This window comes from Flavobacteriales bacterium (assembly GCA_021296215.1).
Classification (GTDB): Bacteria; Bacteroidota; Bacteroidia; order Flavobacteriales; family ECT2AJA-044; genus ECT2AJA-044.
In genome coordinates this window covers 39,238-56,618 of sequence record JAGWBA010000005.1, presented here as the reverse complement: position 1 = coordinate 56,618, position 17,381 = coordinate 39,238, and the positions used below count along the sequence as shown (strand labels likewise).

At 48.9% G+C, this 17,381-nt stretch carries 8 protein-coding genes; 2 read left to right on the top strand and 6 right to left on the bottom strand.

All coding sequences use genetic code 11. The annotated features are described in order from the left end of the window. Positions 1-419: 419 nt before the first annotated feature. Together J4F31_01715 and J4F31_01710 are read right to left on the bottom strand one after the other, a co-directional pair. Positions 420-8,396 carry a fibronectin type III domain-containing protein gene (locus tag J4F31_01715; protein ID MCE2495300.1) on the bottom strand — a complete coding sequence of 2,659 codons (7,977 nt, stop codon included), beginning with the start codon at positions 8,394-8,396 and terminating at the stop codon, positions 420-422. A 198-nt stretch (positions 8,397-8,594) separates the two neighbouring features. Beyond that, the gene (locus tag J4F31_01710) at positions 8,595-10,514 is read right to left on the bottom strand and encodes a dehydrogenase (GenBank protein ID MCE2495299.1); all 1,920 of its coding nucleotides are present in this window, start codon (positions 10,512-10,514) and stop codon (positions 8,595-8,597) included. 130 nt (positions 10,515-10,644) lie between these two features. Here J4F31_01710 and J4F31_01705 point away from each other — a divergent pair, with 130 nt between their 5' ends. After that, entirely contained in the window at positions 10,645-10,998 is a 354-nt protein-coding gene (locus J4F31_01705) for a translation initiation factor (GenBank protein MCE2495298.1), read from the top strand. Here the strand turns inward: J4F31_01705 and bshA are convergent. Genes bshA through J4F31_01690 form a run of 3 tightly spaced genes read right to left on the bottom strand, consistent with a single transcriptional unit; the run spans position 10,979 to position 15,787 of the window. Further along, the gene (gene bshA / locus J4F31_01700; GenBank protein ID MCE2495297.1) at positions 10,979-12,112 is read right to left on the bottom strand and encodes an N-acetyl-alpha-D-glucosaminyl L-malate synthase BshA; all 1,134 of its coding nucleotides are present in this window, start codon (positions 12,110-12,112) and stop codon (positions 10,979-10,981) included. The two genes, J4F31_01705 and bshA, sit on opposite strands and share 20 nt — an antisense overlap. Beyond that, positions 12,109-12,843, bottom strand: a complete 735-nt coding sequence (locus J4F31_01695; GenBank protein MCE2495296.1) for a toxin-antitoxin system YwqK family antitoxin — start codon at positions 12,841-12,843, stop codon at positions 12,109-12,111. The genes bshA and J4F31_01695 overlap by 4 nt, the downstream gene beginning before the upstream one ends. Continuing rightward, complete coding sequence (locus J4F31_01690) at positions 12,833-15,787, bottom strand: serine hydrolase (GenBank protein ID MCE2495295.1); 2,955 nt, start codon at positions 15,785-15,787, stop codon at positions 12,833-12,835. The genes J4F31_01695 and J4F31_01690 overlap by 11 nt, the downstream gene beginning before the upstream one ends. Positions 15,788-15,867: 80 nt before the next feature. On the opposite strand from J4F31_01690, the gene J4F31_01685 reads away from it, so the two are divergent. Further along, on the top strand, positions 15,868-16,983 hold the full coding sequence (locus tag J4F31_01685; GenBank protein ID MCE2495294.1) for an AhpC/TSA family protein: 1,116 nt from the start codon (positions 15,868-15,870) through the stop codon (positions 16,981-16,983). Here J4F31_01685 and J4F31_01680 read toward each other — a convergent pair. After that, on the bottom strand, positions 16,980-17,306 hold the full coding sequence (locus J4F31_01680) for a response regulator (GenBank protein MCE2495293.1): 327 nt from the start codon (positions 17,304-17,306) through the stop codon (positions 16,980-16,982). The two genes, J4F31_01685 and J4F31_01680, sit on opposite strands and share 4 nt — an antisense overlap. Positions 17,307-17,381 lie beyond the last annotated feature (75 nt).

The window sequence follows — 17,381 nt, the reverse complement described above, 5'->3', positions numbered from 1 at the left end:
GCCCCGGGTTTTAACCCGTGGATATTCAGTCTTCATTGTCCATACACAATGTTCCCATGCACAATCCCTAGGCCCCGGGTTTTAACCCGGGGATGTAATGGCTAATTCTTAAAACGGAATACCGGACCATATATGGGTCTCGGACCCAAAAAAGCACAATGAAATGCAGGAGTTAGCCCATGCCACCAACAGCCAAAGATTAATGGCTAATTGGAATTGCTAATGACTAATGGCTGGCATCTTCAAGCTAATTGCCAACACGGATCTCACCCCTAGGAGCAGAAAAAATCGGTAGTCGGAATCTCGTGTCATCCACGGTTTTGGTATCAAGCTAAACGCCCACTGCTCACTGCTAAACAACAAAACCGCCCCGATCTTATGACCGAGGCGGTTTATACAATTATATTTTGAAGCTATTACTACTCGATCACAATGCGTTTCACGCTGCTGTGACCATCTGCGGAAACGCGGATGAAGTACACTCCATTTTCTACTTCTGACAAGTTGTAGTCTCGGTCGAAGCCGGAACCATTTACATGGTCTACTTGCTCTTCCATTACTACACGACCACGTGCATCGGTGATAACCACTTCAACATTATCTGCACTCAATTGTGCGATCGATACAGAGAATGAACCGCGATTCGGGTTCGGGAACACCTCGATGGTTTCGTCGGTCAACTCGTCTTCGAGGCTCACGTAGTCAGCGATGAACTGCGAACTCGTTGCAGAACATCCAGTACTTCCATCTTCAACAACCAAGTAATAGATATTTAATCCGGTACAAGGTGTAGTAATGGTAGCTCCAGTTCCAACTGTATTGCCTTGTGCATCCAACCAAGTATAAGTCGGGTTGGTCGCACTTGACTGAGCTGTAAGGTCACAACCATTTTGAACGATGGTCGGAGCAGCTGGCAATGGATCCACGGTAACCGATTGAGAATCGGTACCACTACATCCATTTGCATCCGTATAAGTGTAAACGATGGTATATGTTCCTGGCGCTACTAATGCCGGATTGAATGAGCCACCGCTTACGCCTGGACCTGAGAATACTCCTCCACCAGGTGTTCCGGACAGTGTACCTGGCGCACCATTCTTACAGAAGTTTCCTGGTGATGTAAGTGATACAGAAGGACTTGCGGTTACGTTAATCGTAGAAGTCGCTGTACCAGCACAGCCTTGAGCATTCGTGTATGAATACGTAATGGTGTGCGTTCCGACACCAGCAGCAGCCGGATCGAAAGTAGTTCCTGTAACACCAGGACCACTGTGGGTTCCGCCCGCCGGGCTTCCGCTGATCAATGGCACTGTTCCTCCCGACACACATGCACTCGCAACAGTATACAAGCTAACATTTGGAGCAGGCTCAACAACGATAGTTGAAGTACTTGTTCCAACGCAACCTGAACCGTCAGAGTAAGAATAAGTCAGCACGTGTGTACCAGCTCCGGCTACTGAAGGGTCAAAGTTACCTCCACTTACACCGGATCCACTCCATGTTCCACCTGCCGGACTTGCTCCAGTGAGCGCGATCGGCACTGCACTTGCACAAGTGTTTGCAAAATTCGAAGTACTCACACTCGGAACAGCGTTCACTACGATGGTAGCTTGGAATTCAATTGGACAGCCGGTAACACTAACCGTGGTGTAATCCAAGGTATACGTTCCAAGACCTACCTGAGAAGGATAGAATGTTCCACCATTTACACCTGGTCCAGTATACGTACCTCCCGGAGGAATAGCTCCAGTCAAGGTCACTGGTCCTTGGTTCGTACACACATCTGGAATAGGTAAGTGGAATCCAATTGCCGCAGGGTTCACGACGATGGTCGTTGATGCAGACTCAGTACAACCATTCGCATTAGTGTACGTATAGTTGATCGTAAAGGTACCATCACCTGCAGCAGCAGGATCGAACATACCATTACTTACTCCTGGTCCGCTATATGTACCCCCTGTTGGTGCACCTACAGTTAGAGCGAATGGCGCATCCGCAGTACACACGTCGGCCAATGCAGACATGGTCACCGTAGGTTTAGGAGCTACGATCACATCGCGTGTTGCAGAGTTCTCACAACCATTAGCGTTTACATAAGTATACGTCAGGGTATGCGTTCCAACTCCAGCCGCGGCCGGATCGAACATTCCAGCCGCAACACCTGGACCAGAATACGTACCACCGGCTGGGCTACCCTGTGACATCATCATTGCAGCACCATCCACGCACGGATTTGGTATAGGAGAGAACGTCACATTCGGCAGAGGATTCACATAAATAGTGATGTGCTCTACTTTTTGACTGAACGAATCGTCCACATAGAATGCATACGTGGTGGTTACGATCGGTGACGATGAAGTTGTATCGTCGTGCAGATCCGTCATATATGAACTCGGAGTCCAAAGGAAGCTGTAAGTCGTATCACTACCACCGTCAACTTCGGCATACAATTCAACTGTTTCTCCAACGCAGATCGTATCCTTGTTCGACGATAGCGTAATACTAATCGGTCCACCAAAGATCGTCACATTCACTGTATCGAATCCGCGGCATCCGGTAACATTGTCGGTTACACGCACTACGAACTGTTGGTTAACAGAAAGCGGAGGCGTAGTTACTTGATTACCCTGACCGGTGGTACCCAAGATACTGTCGGCGGGAGACCATTGATACGTGTAATTTCCACTACCACCCGTAGCCACGGCACTAAGTTGAATTCCTTGTCCGTAGAGTACGACGGCATCGGGTGATGCAATTACAGATGGAACTTGATTTACGGTCATAACCAATTGATCTTGAGTAGAGCAACTACCCGAACTAACCGTATAACGAATAGTGTGTGTTCCTAAACCGGCAATGGATGGGTCAAAAACTCCATTAACCACCCCAGGTCCACTAAATACTCCACCCGCTGGTGTACCGTTCAAGGTCACCGTTGAATCATTAACACCACAGAACAAAGTCTGTGAAGCATTCAGATTCACATTCGGGGTTGGAATCAAGGTTACTGAAGCCGAATCCATGGCCGTACATCCATTGACATCCGTATACGTATAGTACAAGGTGTAGGTTCCAGGAACACCGATCTGTGCAGGTACGAAATCGCCACCCACTATTCCGGGACCGGAGAAGACTCCACCCGTTGGACTCGCCGTAGTAATGGTAAATCCGTTCTGTCCATCACAGTATGATCCAAGATCACCAAAGGTTACATTCGGGAATGGGTTCACACTAATGTCAATGGTACCCGCACATGAGTTACCTAAAGCTGTAGGTACGCGATAGCTGATGGTATATGTTCCGGGTTGCACAGCGGTTGGATCAAACTTGCCACCACTTACGCCAGGACCTGAAAATGTTCCACCCGCAGGTGTACCTGTCAATGTGATCATACTGCCATCGGGACAAGAACTAACTGAACTTGCCGTAATTGAAGGGCAATCGGTAGAGAAACTAGCAGGTCCGGCATTTTGGGATAAACCATCTCCTGTTCCATTACAGTCATTTTGTACATAGAACTCATAATCGGAACCAACTTCCAATCCGGTGAGCGTCAAAGAACTGCTCGAAGCAAGAACGGTTGTACCGGTACCCGGTGCGAATCCGGCTGGACCATATTCAACTATGAATACATCACCGGGACCGTCCCACGCTAACTGAGCTGTTGTTTGTCCCGTTCCCATACCGCTCAGGAGGAATGGTGTAGGACAATCAGCTTCTTTTACTTCGAAGTCATCGATGTAAAGTGCGAACTGATCAGCGTCTGAATAGCCGTGTAAACCGATGAAGATGTTTTCCGCAGCGGTAGCCGTATATGAAACGGTTACGGACTTGTAGAAGCTATTCTGCAAGTTAGACACGTCGAATAACTTCAAGTTCATGTCGGCCGGGTTTTGACCCGATCCTACAAATACCTCGAGCTTCTCAACATATTGATTCGTACGAACACGATAACTGAATATAATATCCAACGATGTGTTGGCCGGAACTTCAAATTCAGGAGAGAAGATCCAGTCATCCATATCATCCGACGTATTGCGAATAATCTCCAGCGCATTCGGATTTGATTGAGATAAGGATGAACGATCCTGTGTCTCCCAAACGATATTATCCGCATTCCGGTCATCAACCAGCCACCCACAAGGGACTTTTGGCGCGGGTAATACATCAAATCCTTCTGTGTATGGTAATGCACTGAAAGGAATTAGTGATTGCGCCGGACAATAGCCTGTTGAGAATGATTGTTGTACAGGCGAGCTAAGTCCAAAGCCGCAATCTCCGTAGACGTAAACCACATAGTCAGACTCAGCAGTCAAACCAGTCAAAGAAGTCGAAGTACCACTAACCGAAGTTCCAGACCCTGTCGGCGACTGGCCTGCAGGAACTACTTCGACGATGTACGAACTTGAGGATCCCGTCCATGACACATCAGCTGAGGCATCCAAAACATTTGATACGGTCAAGTTGCTCGAGGTCGGTTGACAAACGTTGCCAACGAAAAACTCATCAACAGCCATATCACTTAGGCGAGCGACGTTCCCTGTGTGACCTATGGTTCCAACAATTCTGAACTGAACAGGGCTGCTAAAACCGGATAAATCCACAAATGCCGGAAGCCAAGGATCTAATTCATCCGTCTGTTGCTGACCCGACAAGCTCCAAATAGTTTGGAAAGATCCAGAACTACGTGCTTGAATCTCAAGCGTACCTATTGCGCTTCCATACATATGGTAGTAAAAAGTAAAACCGGGATTTGTGAGTCCTGAGATATCAAGGAAAGGTGTCTCAATATATCCACTCTCGCCAAATAACGCAGGGGGTGACGTTTCTAAGAAAATATATCTGCCGGAGCCACTTACATCCCCACTAGGACCTGTATTGGAAGAGCCCGTAAAATCATTATCCACTTCCCAGTTGGGAGCCGTGGTGCTCTCTACATTCCAACAAGGGTCGTAAGTATTGAGATTGCCCCATGACGAACCGTCAAAATTCTCCATATATGGTGCAACAAGTGATGCACATGCCGTTTGAAACGAAGGTCCTTGAACTTGGCCAACGGCTCCACCGGAACAATTAGACTGAACATAAACGTCATAGTTAGACTGAAGAGTAAGCCCAGAAAGCGAAGCTGAGGTTCCAGTAACTCCTGTAGCACTAGCTACCGGAGCATCAACCAAGGGATCATCGCCGGCGTTCCATACACCAATATCATAGGTTAATGCTGGTGGTGATGCGGACCAGCTTAATGTTACTCCCGTTCCCGAAACGGCATCGACCGCAATTCCTGCCGGTGCCGTACATGGCACTTCTCCGACGGTAATATCATCTAAGGCAGCATCTCCAGAAAAGCCGGAGCCAATTTGATGCGAAATCCTGAATTTAACAGTCTGTCCTGCATAAGCTCCTAAATCAATTGAGTACTTTAACCAAGAGTCACCTTGAGCACCCGTACGGGACCAAATCACTGTCCAGTTACTCGATGCACTTGAAACTTCCACATCGATTCTTCCAATACTTTGACCCCGAAAATGTCCCCAGAAACTCAATGCGGGAGCGTTCAATGAACTCAAGTCAAAACAGGTACTTTCTAAAACAGCTTTAGGGTTACCTGAACTACATGTTGATGAGGCCTCTGTGTATATATAGGTAGAAGACCCATTGGCTCCGCTAGGTGGTCCTGTTCCACCTGAACCAGTACCAAACTGATCTTTTGCCCAATCTATATCATCGAAGGAAACATTCATCCAGTTTCCCGCAATCGTACAAGATGCCATACAAATAGTTGAACAAGTATTTTGCCCCTCAAATCCTTCAGTTGAAGGCGCCACTACTGTACTGCTACAACTAAAGACATGGAACGATGCATTGGAGCTGAACGGTTGCATTAAGCCTGGCCCTGTACAGAATTCAGCGACGTAAACATCATAAGTGGTGTTGTTACTCAGGCTTAATCCGGTGAAGGTGTAAGACGTACTGGTAAGACCCGTTGCCGCAGCTATTAGTGTATCCGAATTGGGGTCACTTCCTGCACTTACGATTACTAAATCCCAAGGACCACTAAGATTTCCTCCAGCTGTCCATGAAACTGAAACATCCGTTGCAGAAGCTGAGCTAACAGTCATTCCACTAGCATTGGTGCAATAGCAGAGGTCCGTAGTAAAATCCTCTGTTGACTCTGTGTCATTCGGGTTAGATCCGCCGATACCATTATTGGGCGTTGCACCACCATTATTCGCTAAAACTGTTCCTGATGACTCGCAAGAAACTGTATAAGTTCCTCCGTTCCAACCATCACCCCAAGAGTCATATGCGAAGAATGTATAGACCTCGCCATCTGCAAGGCACGCTTCGCTTTGATAGCTTGAAGAATCTGCATACCCTGATCCGCTTGCCATGACAACGCCCGTAGAACTGCGAATGTCCCACGAAACTTCATTACCGTAACTTGAAGTGTTGATATCAATAATCACTTTTCTTGTTCCCGGAGCACATACTGGTAAGGTCAAAAAAGAATAAGGTCCAACCCAATCACTGGTTCCATTCGCACCACAATCATCACGAACGTACCAGTCGTAGGTCGTACCGGGCGTCAAGTTGCCTAAGGTATATGGGTTTGACGTAACTCCGGCGGTATTCGTTCCCTGCCCAAAAATAAAACCAGAGGAACCGTATTGAATATCCCAAGTTGAACTACCTCCCGTATTCCAACTTAAATCAGCAGAATTGGTAGTTACGCCGGAGGTAGCCCCTCCAAAAGGATCGGGACAAGCGATAGAGGTAGTGAAAGGAATCACCTGCGTAGTCGCCGTACCTCCAATGCTACTGCAAAAGGCCGTTATCGTAAGTTCGTAACCGGTCTGCTCATCCAATCCAAAGATGGTAAAGTTCGAGCTTGTAAGTCCACTGATTGTATCCCAAGAAGAAGCTCCCACTTCTCTGTAAGCAATCGAAACACTATCCGCATTCAAAGTCGTCCATGAAACATCGGCAAACAAACCTTGTGGATCAACGACCACATCATAGGGCGTGATGCAGAATTCCTCCTCAACTGAGAAGTCATCAACAGCAATATCAGTACTCGAAGAGGAGCCCCGGGTTCCATAGAAGCGGAACGCAACATTTTGGCCGGCAAAAGGGGTTAAGGGAACAACCGCCTCAAGCCAATCGGTAGTACTAGAACTCTGAGATCCAATCTCCGACCAAACCAACGTCCAGTTACCTGAACCGGCTGGATTTTCAACCTCTAAATCCAACGAACCTACAGAAGTTCCGCGCATGTGATACTGAAAGCGTACGGTTGGATTGTTCAAACTTGAAAGGTCGATATCTGGACTGGCAAAAATGGCTACGTCTCCCGCGCCGGGGCCATCTCCTTCGGTGTAGAGATAATAGTTACCATTTGCAGCGCTATCGGGTCCAGTATTGACATCTGGAGTTGCTCCGGTTTGAACAGTCCAGTCAAAGTCGTCGTTAGAGTCTTGATTCCAACATAGATCTCCAACTCCGGGAACCTCAAAACTAGTAGAATAAGGAGCCACAAAGCTAGACGGACAAGGTGTGCTGAATGATACAGAGGTTTCTGTTGAAAGACCATCAACATTACCACAATCTTCAATGAGACGAACATCGTAGGTGGTTCCGGCTGCAAGTCCATTAAGAGAATAGCTCGTACCTGAAACGCTTACTGTGGTACCATTTCCCGAATTAAATCCGATAGGTCCATATTCGAGTGTAGTTGAAACTGAATTACCTGGTGATGTCCATGAAACATTAGCACTTGAAGACGTGATGTTTGCAACAGTCACATTTGCAGATGGAAAACATGATGGGGGAAAATAATCAACTTCAAGATATGGCGGATTCGATTCATTCCATCCATCAATTGTAATGTAAAAAGTCGGACTATCATCTTCACTATTTATTCCGATCACGAACTTACCCGTAGACAGTGCTGCTTCCATATCACTAGCTGCCAAGGTTCCTAAATCGAGACGTTTTTGACCCGTGGCATAACTCGAAGACTCTTGTCGGTACACATAATTGGTAGACCCGTTGATTCCATCGATCTCTAAATGCAATACCGAGGCAGATGCGGTTAATGGATCAGAGGAGATAGGACCTATATACCAGTATGGATAATACGTATTATTCACATAGAAATGGAAATTCACGGAATTGATGGTCGCACCATCGGGAATGGACGAGATGTCGAACATTGCCCAGCCCTCGGAGCCATCTTGCGCATCGATCAAACTATTTTCAATCGTTACACCATCAGATGAACCCGTCCAACGGTTTACGTTTTGTGGGTATACGTTTACCACAGTCTGCCCAAATGCCATAAGCGAAACGGAAACGAGCAAGAATGTCAAGATCCCGGAATAAATCTTCTTCATGGTAGATTTAGTTTAGGTTAATCCATGTTCATGATTCGTAGCGTAATGAGCACCACGTAACAACGGTTCCCCGGCACAGAGAACCACCCGTAATAATGCGACGCTTCAAACCCCTATACAATTACGGGATGCGTAAGTTATAAACAATTATTGAAACGGTGTGAATAAAATTGTGGATAAAATATGCAAAAGCCCTGATCAATAGGCCAATAGCTCCTCTACAGATTTTTGAAGTTTGCCTAGCGGCAAGAACTGCTCCTCCAGTGCTTTGGCGAACGGAACGGGCGTATCCATACTTCCAAGCCTTTTCACCGGGGCATCCAATTCCATAAAACACTCATCAGACACCCGCGCAGCGATCTCGCCTCCGATCCCACCAAACAAGGTATCCTCGTGCAGCACCAACACCTTGCCCGTATTTCGCACACTCTGGAACACCGACTCCCAATCCAACGGCACAAGCGTCTGGAGATCAAGTACGGCCACTCTGTCATCACCAACCTCCTGCGCCACCTTCAGCGCCCAATGTACACCCATACCATAAGTAATGATGACCAACTCATCACCCTCTGCTCGCAATGCCGCCTTGCCGATCTCGTGGGTATAATATCCCGTAGGCACATTGCCATACAAAGATCGGTACAAGGCCTTGTGCTCAAAGAACATCACCGGATTCGGATCCTCGATGCTCCGCAACAACAACCCCTTAGCCGCATCAGGAAATGCCGGATACACGACCTTAAGGCCCGGCGTGTGCGTAAACCAAGCTTCGTTACTCTGACTATGGAACGGCCCTGCCCCTACTCCGGCACCCGTAGGCATACGCACCATCACATCGGCATTCTGCCCCCAGCGATAGTGCACCTTGGCCAGGTTATTCACAATATTGTTGAATCCCGAACTCACGAAATCGGCGAATTGCATCTCGATAACGGACTTCATTCCAGCCACCGAAAGGCCTAGTCCGGCCGCTAGTATGGCCGATTCACAAATTGGGGTATTCCGAACGCGGACGCGCCCGAATTCTTTAACAAAACCAGCCGTGGCCTTAAATACCCCTCCGTACTCTGCAATATCCTGTCCCATGATAATGAGCTCCGGAAATTTTCGCATTCCCTCGAGCAACCCTTCGCGCACTGCATCGACCAAGCGCATTTCTTTCTTGGCGCCTTGCGGCGCGATTAACGACTCCGCGTACGGGCGATATACATCGCCCATCTCCCGCTCTTCGTCACTGATCACCTCATCCTCGCCAAAGGCGATCTCCAATGCTTCGTTGATGCGCTCGCGGTATTGATCTCTGAACCGTTCGCGGTCCTCCTCAGTAATGATACCCTCTGTTAGTAAGTAATCGCGGTAGTTATCCACGGGATCCAAACGCTCCCAATACTCCATAAGCTCATCGGGAACATACTTGGTACCCGAAGCCTCTTCGTGCCCCCTCCTCCTAAAGGTCATGCACTCCAACAAAACCGGCTTGGGATTTTCCCGCATCTCGGCGGTGAGTCTCTTTATAGTTGAATAGACTTCTAATACATTATTACCGTCTATGGTATAACCCTCCATACCATAGCCCTTGGCCCGATCGCTCAATCGCTCCGCTCTGTATTGCTCCGCCGTAGACGTGGACAAACCGTAACCATTATTCTCTATGATGAACAGCACCGGAAGATCCCACACACTCGCCACGTTCAAGGCTTCGTGAAAATCACCCTCGCTGGTTCCGCCCTCTCCGGTGAATACCGCCGTGACCTTACCGGTCTCTCTCACTTTCTGGGCCAAGGCAATTCCGTCGGCTACGGCCAACTGCGGACCCAAGTGCGAGATCATACCCACGATGTGGTGTTCATTCGTGCCGAAGTGAAAACTTCGATCGCGCCCTTTCGTAAAACCGCTCATCTTTCCTTGAAACTGGGCAAAGAGTCTCTCTAAGGGGACGTTACGCCCGGTGAAGACCCCTAGATTTCGGTGCATAGGCAAAATATATTCATCCGCCCGTAGGGCGAAAGCAACAGAAGCTGCGATGGCCTCCTGACCAATGCCCGAGAACCACTTCGAGGTGCGCCCTTGACGCAGCAGAATGAGCATTTTTTCCTCGATCATGCGAGGCAGCAACATGGCTTTGTACAGCTCGACCAACTCGTCGGTCGTTAAGTCATTTCGTCGATAGCGGATCTCCATCGGTAGGGTCGTTTGGCCGCCTAAAGTAGTTATTATTTCGGTACCTTGCCGAGGCAAAACGAAGGCTGTGAGCAAGCGAAAAAACAAGCGCGATTCGGGTGGATTCATCTACTCTACCGACGATGATTTCGACTTCGATGCGTATGAAGACGAAGAAGATATAGAAACCCTGGCTCCGGAAGACCAGGACCTGCGTATTTGGATCGATCGAAAAGGTCGCGGTGGTAAAACGACCTCTGTGGTCAAGGGCTTCGTTGGTACCGAAAATGACTTGAAAGACCTGGGTAAGGCACTCAAGACCACATGCAGCGTAGGTGGATCAGTAAAGGACGGCGACATCATTCTACAGGGCGATGTCCGCGACAAAGCGATCGCCTTCCTACAAAAGAAAGGATACGGCGTTAAGAAGGCTGGGGGCTGAGCATTACGCGCTCGTACAGAGACTCGTACAGCGGCAATATTTTATGTATGTCGAACTTCTGAGCACTTTCAAAGGCCTGAACCTTGAATCGTTCCAATAACTGCGGGTCGTTCAAGAGCGTTAGGGCGTTCTTGGCCATATCGTCAACATCCCCGATGTTGCTTACGAAGCCGTTGAAACCATGCTCCACCACTTCTGGAATACCCCCGGCATTGGAGCTGATGACAGGTGTCTTGGCCGCCATGGCTTCCAAAGCCGCCAATCCGAAACTCTCGTGCTCAGAAAGCAAGAAGAAGAGATCGGACATGCACAAAACGCGGATCACGTCATTACTGTTACCCATAAAAACCACGTGATCCTGCAATCCCATTTCCTTGACCAGTTTCTGAGTATCGAGGCGGGCAGGCCCATCACCAACGAATAAGAGTCGAGCCGGTTTTTGTTCCAAGATCCGAGCCAATACCCGCACCACATCATCGGTGCGTTTCAATCGACGGAAATTCGAAACATGGGTCAAGATCGCCTCGTCGTTCGGAGCTATGGCCGAGCGAACGCATGGCTTTTCATCGACGTAATGATTGATGTCGATAAAGTTGGGCACCACCTCGATGTCCTTGTAAACATCAAAGTTGTCGAGAGTCTCTACCTTAAGATTCTCCGACACGCACGTCGCGATATCACTCTGATTGATACTGAAGGTGACCGCCGATTTGTAACTCGGGTTTCGCCCCACGAGGGTCACGTCGGTTCCGTGGAGGGTCGTGATCACTTTTACCGAAACGCCGTCGGCCGCCAAGATCTGCTTGGCCATAAAGGCCGTGTAGGCATGCGGAATAGCGTAATGAACATGCAAAACGTCGAGCTGCTCTTTCTTAACCACATCGACGAGCTTACTCGCCAAGGCCAGCTCATAAGGAGCATACTCGAAAAGGGGATACTCGTATACCTTGACTTCGTGGTAATGAACGTTTTCAGCCAAAATATCGAGCCGCACGGGCATGCTGTAGGTAATGAAGTGCACTTGATTACCCTTCTGTGCCAATGCCTTGCCCAATTCAGTGGCCACTACACCACTACCCCCAAACGTGGGGTATAAGACCATCCCGATCCTCATTTGACTTCGCCGTTTTTGTATTTCACTTCTTCAATGACCTCACCCGATTCGTCGTAGGTCTTCCAGAGGCCATCCTTTTTGCCATTCTTGTACTCCCCTTCCTGCTTGATGCTTCCGTCTTCGAAGAAAATACGATATGCGCCATTTAGTTCATTGTTGGCGAACTCCCCGATGGTTTTTATGCCCCCTTGCTTGTAATAAGAGGTCATTTTACCCTCAATGAGTCCGTTGACGTAGTCGTATTCAATACTGGGCTCGCCTTTGTCGAAGTACCAAGTAGCTTTACCCGTTTTTTTACCGTCCACATAAAAGGCCTCTTCTTGTTTTTTACCATGGTTATAGAACTTGACGAATTCGCCATCGAGTACGCCCATATCGTAGTGCTCTAGTCGCTCGAGCCTCCCATAGTCAAAGTAATAGCGCTGCTCTCCATGCAATTCGCCATTTACGTAGTTCAATTGGCTTCTGACATTACCGCGATCACTCACTTGAATCGATATCCCGTTCAAAACACCATAGCGCCACTGCTGCATCGATTCGAGCAGACCGTTTTTGTGAAAGCTGAGCCAATCGCCCACCTTCTTGCCTTGTTCGTATTGACCGGAGATATGGACACTGCTGTCCGGAAAATATTGTAAAAAGGGACCGTCGAGAACAGTGCTATCCTGTTGAGCAGCGGCCGTACTCGTAATAAATATGGACAATGCGATGATCCAATGTTTAGTTTTCATAGTTTTCATAGTTTTCATCGATTATTGGATAGGTATATAGTGATTCGTAAATGATTTCCTGAATGTCGGTGCGTACATCCATTTGAATGAGCTTTCGGTTGCTGTCGTCCGGATTCACCCGATTGCTCAAAAATACATAGATGATTTGTTCTGCCGGATCGGCCCAGGCCAGGGTACCCGTAAATCCGCTATGGCCAAAGCTCAGCAGGGATACGCAATTACATGTAGGGCCGCCCTTTCCGTCAATCACGGGCTTGTCGAACCCAATTCCCCTGCGGTTGTCGTCTTCGCAGTATTGGCACGATGTAAAGAGCACCACTGTGGTACTGTCGAAATAATGGCACCCGCCGTAACGCCCCATTTGAAGGTACATTTGCATTAACTTCGCTACATCCGTCGAATTGCCAAAGATCCCCGCATGGCCATTCACTCCATCGGTAAGGGCAGCACCCGGATCGTGTACATGTCCGCGCAGCAACTGTCCGCGAAAAAATTGATCGTCGGCCGTTGGCGCAATACGTTCGGCGTTCATCCGTTCAAGAGGCTTGTATCCAAGAGTGTATGCGCCTAGCGGCGCGAAGAGGGAGTCCCGCACCCACTCGTCTATGGGCATGGTCATTTGACCCTCGATCACTTTCTTTAACATATAATAACCAAGGTCGGAGTAGCGGTATTCCTTACGGGTGAGCAATTCAGACGCGTAGATTTGTTTGTAGACGGTATCGGGATAATCGTACCGCAGGTACAGATCATCTGCCACCTGCCAAGGGTACTCATCCGAAATTTGATCTCGAAACAACTCGGGCCTCCGAATGCCTCCTTCGATGATGGTGTTTGTATAAAAAGGAATCCACGATTTTAAACCGGCTTGGTGAGCCAGGATCTCCCTGAACCGCATGTGCTCTTTGTTGGTGCCCCGAGCTTCGGGCAAGTAGGTGCCCAACTCTTCATCAATATCCAAACGCCCTAGCTCGTAAAGCTTCATTATGGCCGGAACCGAAGCGGAGATCTTAGTGGTCGAGGCCAAGTCGTAAACGGTAGACTCATCAACGGGTCTCAACTTCGCATAGGTTTGGTAGCCGAAAGATTTATCATAAACGACCTTGCCGTTCTTGGCGATGAGTATTTGCCCGCCGGGAGTACCTCCTTTTTCAATGGCATTCTGCATAATCCGGTCGACCCGTCCCAATTTACGCACGTCAATACCCTCTTCTTCGGGTATTCCGTACTTCAATCGACCCAGAGCGTCGGTTTGGAGACCGGTATTCACGGGGAATGCCGCAGAAGGGCTCACCGGTAGCCGGCCTCGCGCCTTTTCGGCCCCGAAGATCACTTGGGCCGATAGATCACGCGACTCAGCCGTATTCTGGTAACTCACGATCAACGCATCAGCCATGAGCGCTTCTCCAAATGTTTTCAGGGCATACGGATTGGCGAAGATATCGAGCACCGTAGTGTGGTCCCGTGCCACAAGCTCAAAGAAGCTTCGGTCCGATGATGAAACTTTGGGGCTCGACCAGAACTTATCGGTGTTCTTATGTACACCAATAATGATGGGGTCGAACTCCTTGAGCTGCTCCAACACTATGTTTCGGTCTTGCTCGGTCGCGTCTTTGTCCAAGCGAAAAACTGGCATTTCGACATAGCTGTTGAGTCGTTCGCCGAACGACTCGTATACCCCGTCACCTAGAGCCACATAGGCGGGACGTAACTTCGGAAGGTCCTTGATGGGCAATAAGTTACCATCGTTCAATACTATGGTGATCGACTCGCGAGCGATCTGCCTGGTCAATAAAGCTCCTTCAGCATTGTTGATGTCTGTATAGATCTGGTCCACGTTGACCGGGGACAACTCGTGCAAATGGTAGTCGTATTTTGCTTCGAGTACACGTCGTACCTTTTCATCGATCAGTTGCGTACTCAAGCTTCCTTTGTTCACCGCCTCTACGACGGCCTCTATCACCTTGCCGATGTCGCCCGGCATAAGGAGTACATCTGCTCCTGATCTCAAGGCCTTTACTTCGAGTTCTCCGGTTTTGTAGCGATCGCTAACCCCTTTCATGTTCAAGGCGTCGGTAAATATGAGGCCCTTATACCCCATTTCGTTTCGAACGAGGTCCGTGAGCACCTTACTGCTTAGTGAGGTCGGAGTACCAGAAGGGTCGAGAGCCGGAACATTCAAATGCGCCGCCATGATAGAACCTACACCGTCATCGAATAGTGCCTTAAAGGGTTTCAGGTCTATCTCCTTCAATTCTTTTGACGAATGAGCGACCGTAGGCAAAGTCTTGTGTGAATCTTGATCGGTATCTCCATGTCCGGGAAAGTGCTTGGCACAGGCCATTACACCATTATCTTGTTGTCCGCGAGAATAAAGCACCGCCAAACGAGCTACTCGCTCGGGCGATTCCCCGAAGGAGCGATTGCCGATAATGGGATTGTCCGGATTCACATTCACGTCCGCTACCGGGCCAAAATTTATGTGAACCCCGATGCACTTACATTGCTGTGCTATTTGCGCGCCCATGTGGTACGCGAGTGAATCGTTCCGGGTGGCGCCAACGGTCAATGGCCAGGGAAAGGGTCGGACCGAATCGAGCCGCATGGCCAAACCCCACTCGGCATCTTGGGCGATGAAGATAGGTACTTGGGCAAGCTCTTGTAATTCATTTGTGATGGCCGCCTGGCGTACCGGTCCCCCTTGAAGGAACATCACCCCACCCGGTTGGTACTTGGTAACGAGCGCATGCAAATCGTGCCGATAGGCACCATCCCTATTACTGTACGCTTCGATCATAATTAATTGGGCCACTTTCCGTTCAAGGGAAAGGGTATTCACAACCGAATCGACCCACTCAGAGCGCGGGTCGGGTTGCGGAATTGTTGAAGAAGAAAAGAGGGCCCCAAAAAGGAGGGCCAACGAGAAACCGATCCATCTGTTCATACCACCTGCTGTCGAGGGCCCTAAATTAGAAAAAGCCCTGCGAACAAATTCATAGCTTTGCAACTCATTAAATAACGTATATGAAGAAAGTAATGTTATTCGCACTAGGATTGGCCGCCCTGGGTGCATGTACCAACCAAAAGGCCGAGGATACTGCCGGCTATTCGATCAACGGAACCATTGCAGGTGCCGACTCGGTCATGATTCGCCAATTGGCGTTGGTCGATGGTGAGTACGAAGTGATCGACTCCACCTACAGCGATTCGGAAGGACACTTTACCCTGAAGGGCGATCGCGTAGACGGTCAATTGTACTACTTGCGTATTGGTGAAGGCCGTTCCATCGTTGACCTGTTCATCGCTGACGATAAGGTAACCTTGACCGGATCCATGGATTCAATCGATGCCATGACCGTAACCGGTTCAGAGGTTTACGACACCTACGCTTCGTTCACTGAAGGTATGCAGGCTTTCGACGAGCAAAATCGTTCTTTGTATATGCGTTACATGCAAGCTCAGCAGGAAGGCGATACTGTTTTGATGGCGACGATCGATGCCGAATACGAGGCTTTGATGGAAGAGCAGGATGGTTTCCGCGAGAAATTCATCGCAGACCACGCGTCGAGCTCTGTCGCTCTTTACTTGATCTTCAGCAATCTGTATGGTAAAGGAGCCGAGGAGCTATCGGCGGAATTGACCGTGATCGACTCATCACTGAGTTCGAGCATGTACTACACCTTGTTGCAAGATCAAATCGCTTTGCTCGAAAAGGTAGCTGTTGGGCAACCAGCCGTCGTTTTTACACAGAACGACACGGCCGGGCAACCCATTTCACCGGATCAGTTCAAAGGTCAATACCTATTGATCGATTTCTGGGCTAGCTGGTGTGTTACTTGCCGTCAGGAAAACCCGAACGTTGTGGCTATGTACAACGAGTTCCACGAAAAAGGATTCGAGATCCTCGGAGTAAGCTTCGACCAGGATCGCGCGAAATGGCTTGGTGCCATTGAGCAAGATGGATTGATGTGGCCACAAGTGAGCGACTTGGGTGGTTGGGACAATGCCGCCGGAAAACAGTACGGTGTGCGCTCTATCCCTCACACTGTGTTGTTGGATCCTGATGGAACCATCATCGCTAAGAACTTGCGCGGAGAAGAATTGCGCGAGAAGCTCGAAGAGATCTTCGCAGAAGCTTAAGATCGATAGATCCGGTGCATCAATTTGCGTTTTAGAATCTCCGGATCGAAAGGCTTGGTAATGTAATCGTTCATTCCGGCCGCGATCACCTGATCCTCAACGCTTTGATTCGCATTTGCCGTTAATGCGATGATCGGAGTCGAGCTCCAGTCGGTCTGAGCTGCCCGAATTTGAAGTGAAGCTTCTACCCCATCCATTACGGGCATTTGAAGATCCATTAGAATAAGGTCAAAAGAATGGTCCTGCAGTTCATGCAGGGCCATTCTTCCATTTTCAGCTATGGTGACGACCATGCCGTGATTCATCAAGAAACGCTCGGCCACTTTTTGGTTCAGGACATTGTCTTCGACCAGGAGGATGTGCTTCCCGTTCAGGTCGCCCTCGTTCCATTGCTGCGT

What these genes read in the sequence shown, in the direction of transcription:
- J4F31_01715 (MCE2495300.1), bottom strand. Translation starts at nt 8,396, where the DNA reads ATGAAGAAGATTTATTCCGGGATCTTGACATTCTTGCTCGTTTCCGTT.
- J4F31_01695 (MCE2495296.1), bottom strand. Translation starts at nt 12,843, where the DNA reads ATGAAAACTAAACATTGGATCATCGCATTGTCCATATTTATTACGAGT.
- J4F31_01690 (MCE2495295.1), bottom strand. Translation starts at nt 15,787, where the DNA reads ATGAACAGATGGATCGGTTTCTCGTTGGCCCTCCTTTTTGGGGCCCTC.
- J4F31_01685 (MCE2495294.1), top strand. Translation starts at nt 15,868, where the DNA reads ATGAAGAAAGTAATGTTATTCGCACTAGGATTGGCCGCCCTGGGTGCA.
- bshA (MCE2495297.1), bottom strand. Translation starts at nt 12,112, where the DNA reads ATGAGGATCGGGATGGTCTTATACCCCACGTTTGGGGGTAGTGGTGTA.
- J4F31_01710 (MCE2495299.1), bottom strand. Translation starts at nt 10,514, where the DNA reads ATGTTGCTGCCTCGCATGATCGAGGAAAAAATGCTCATTCTGCTGCGT.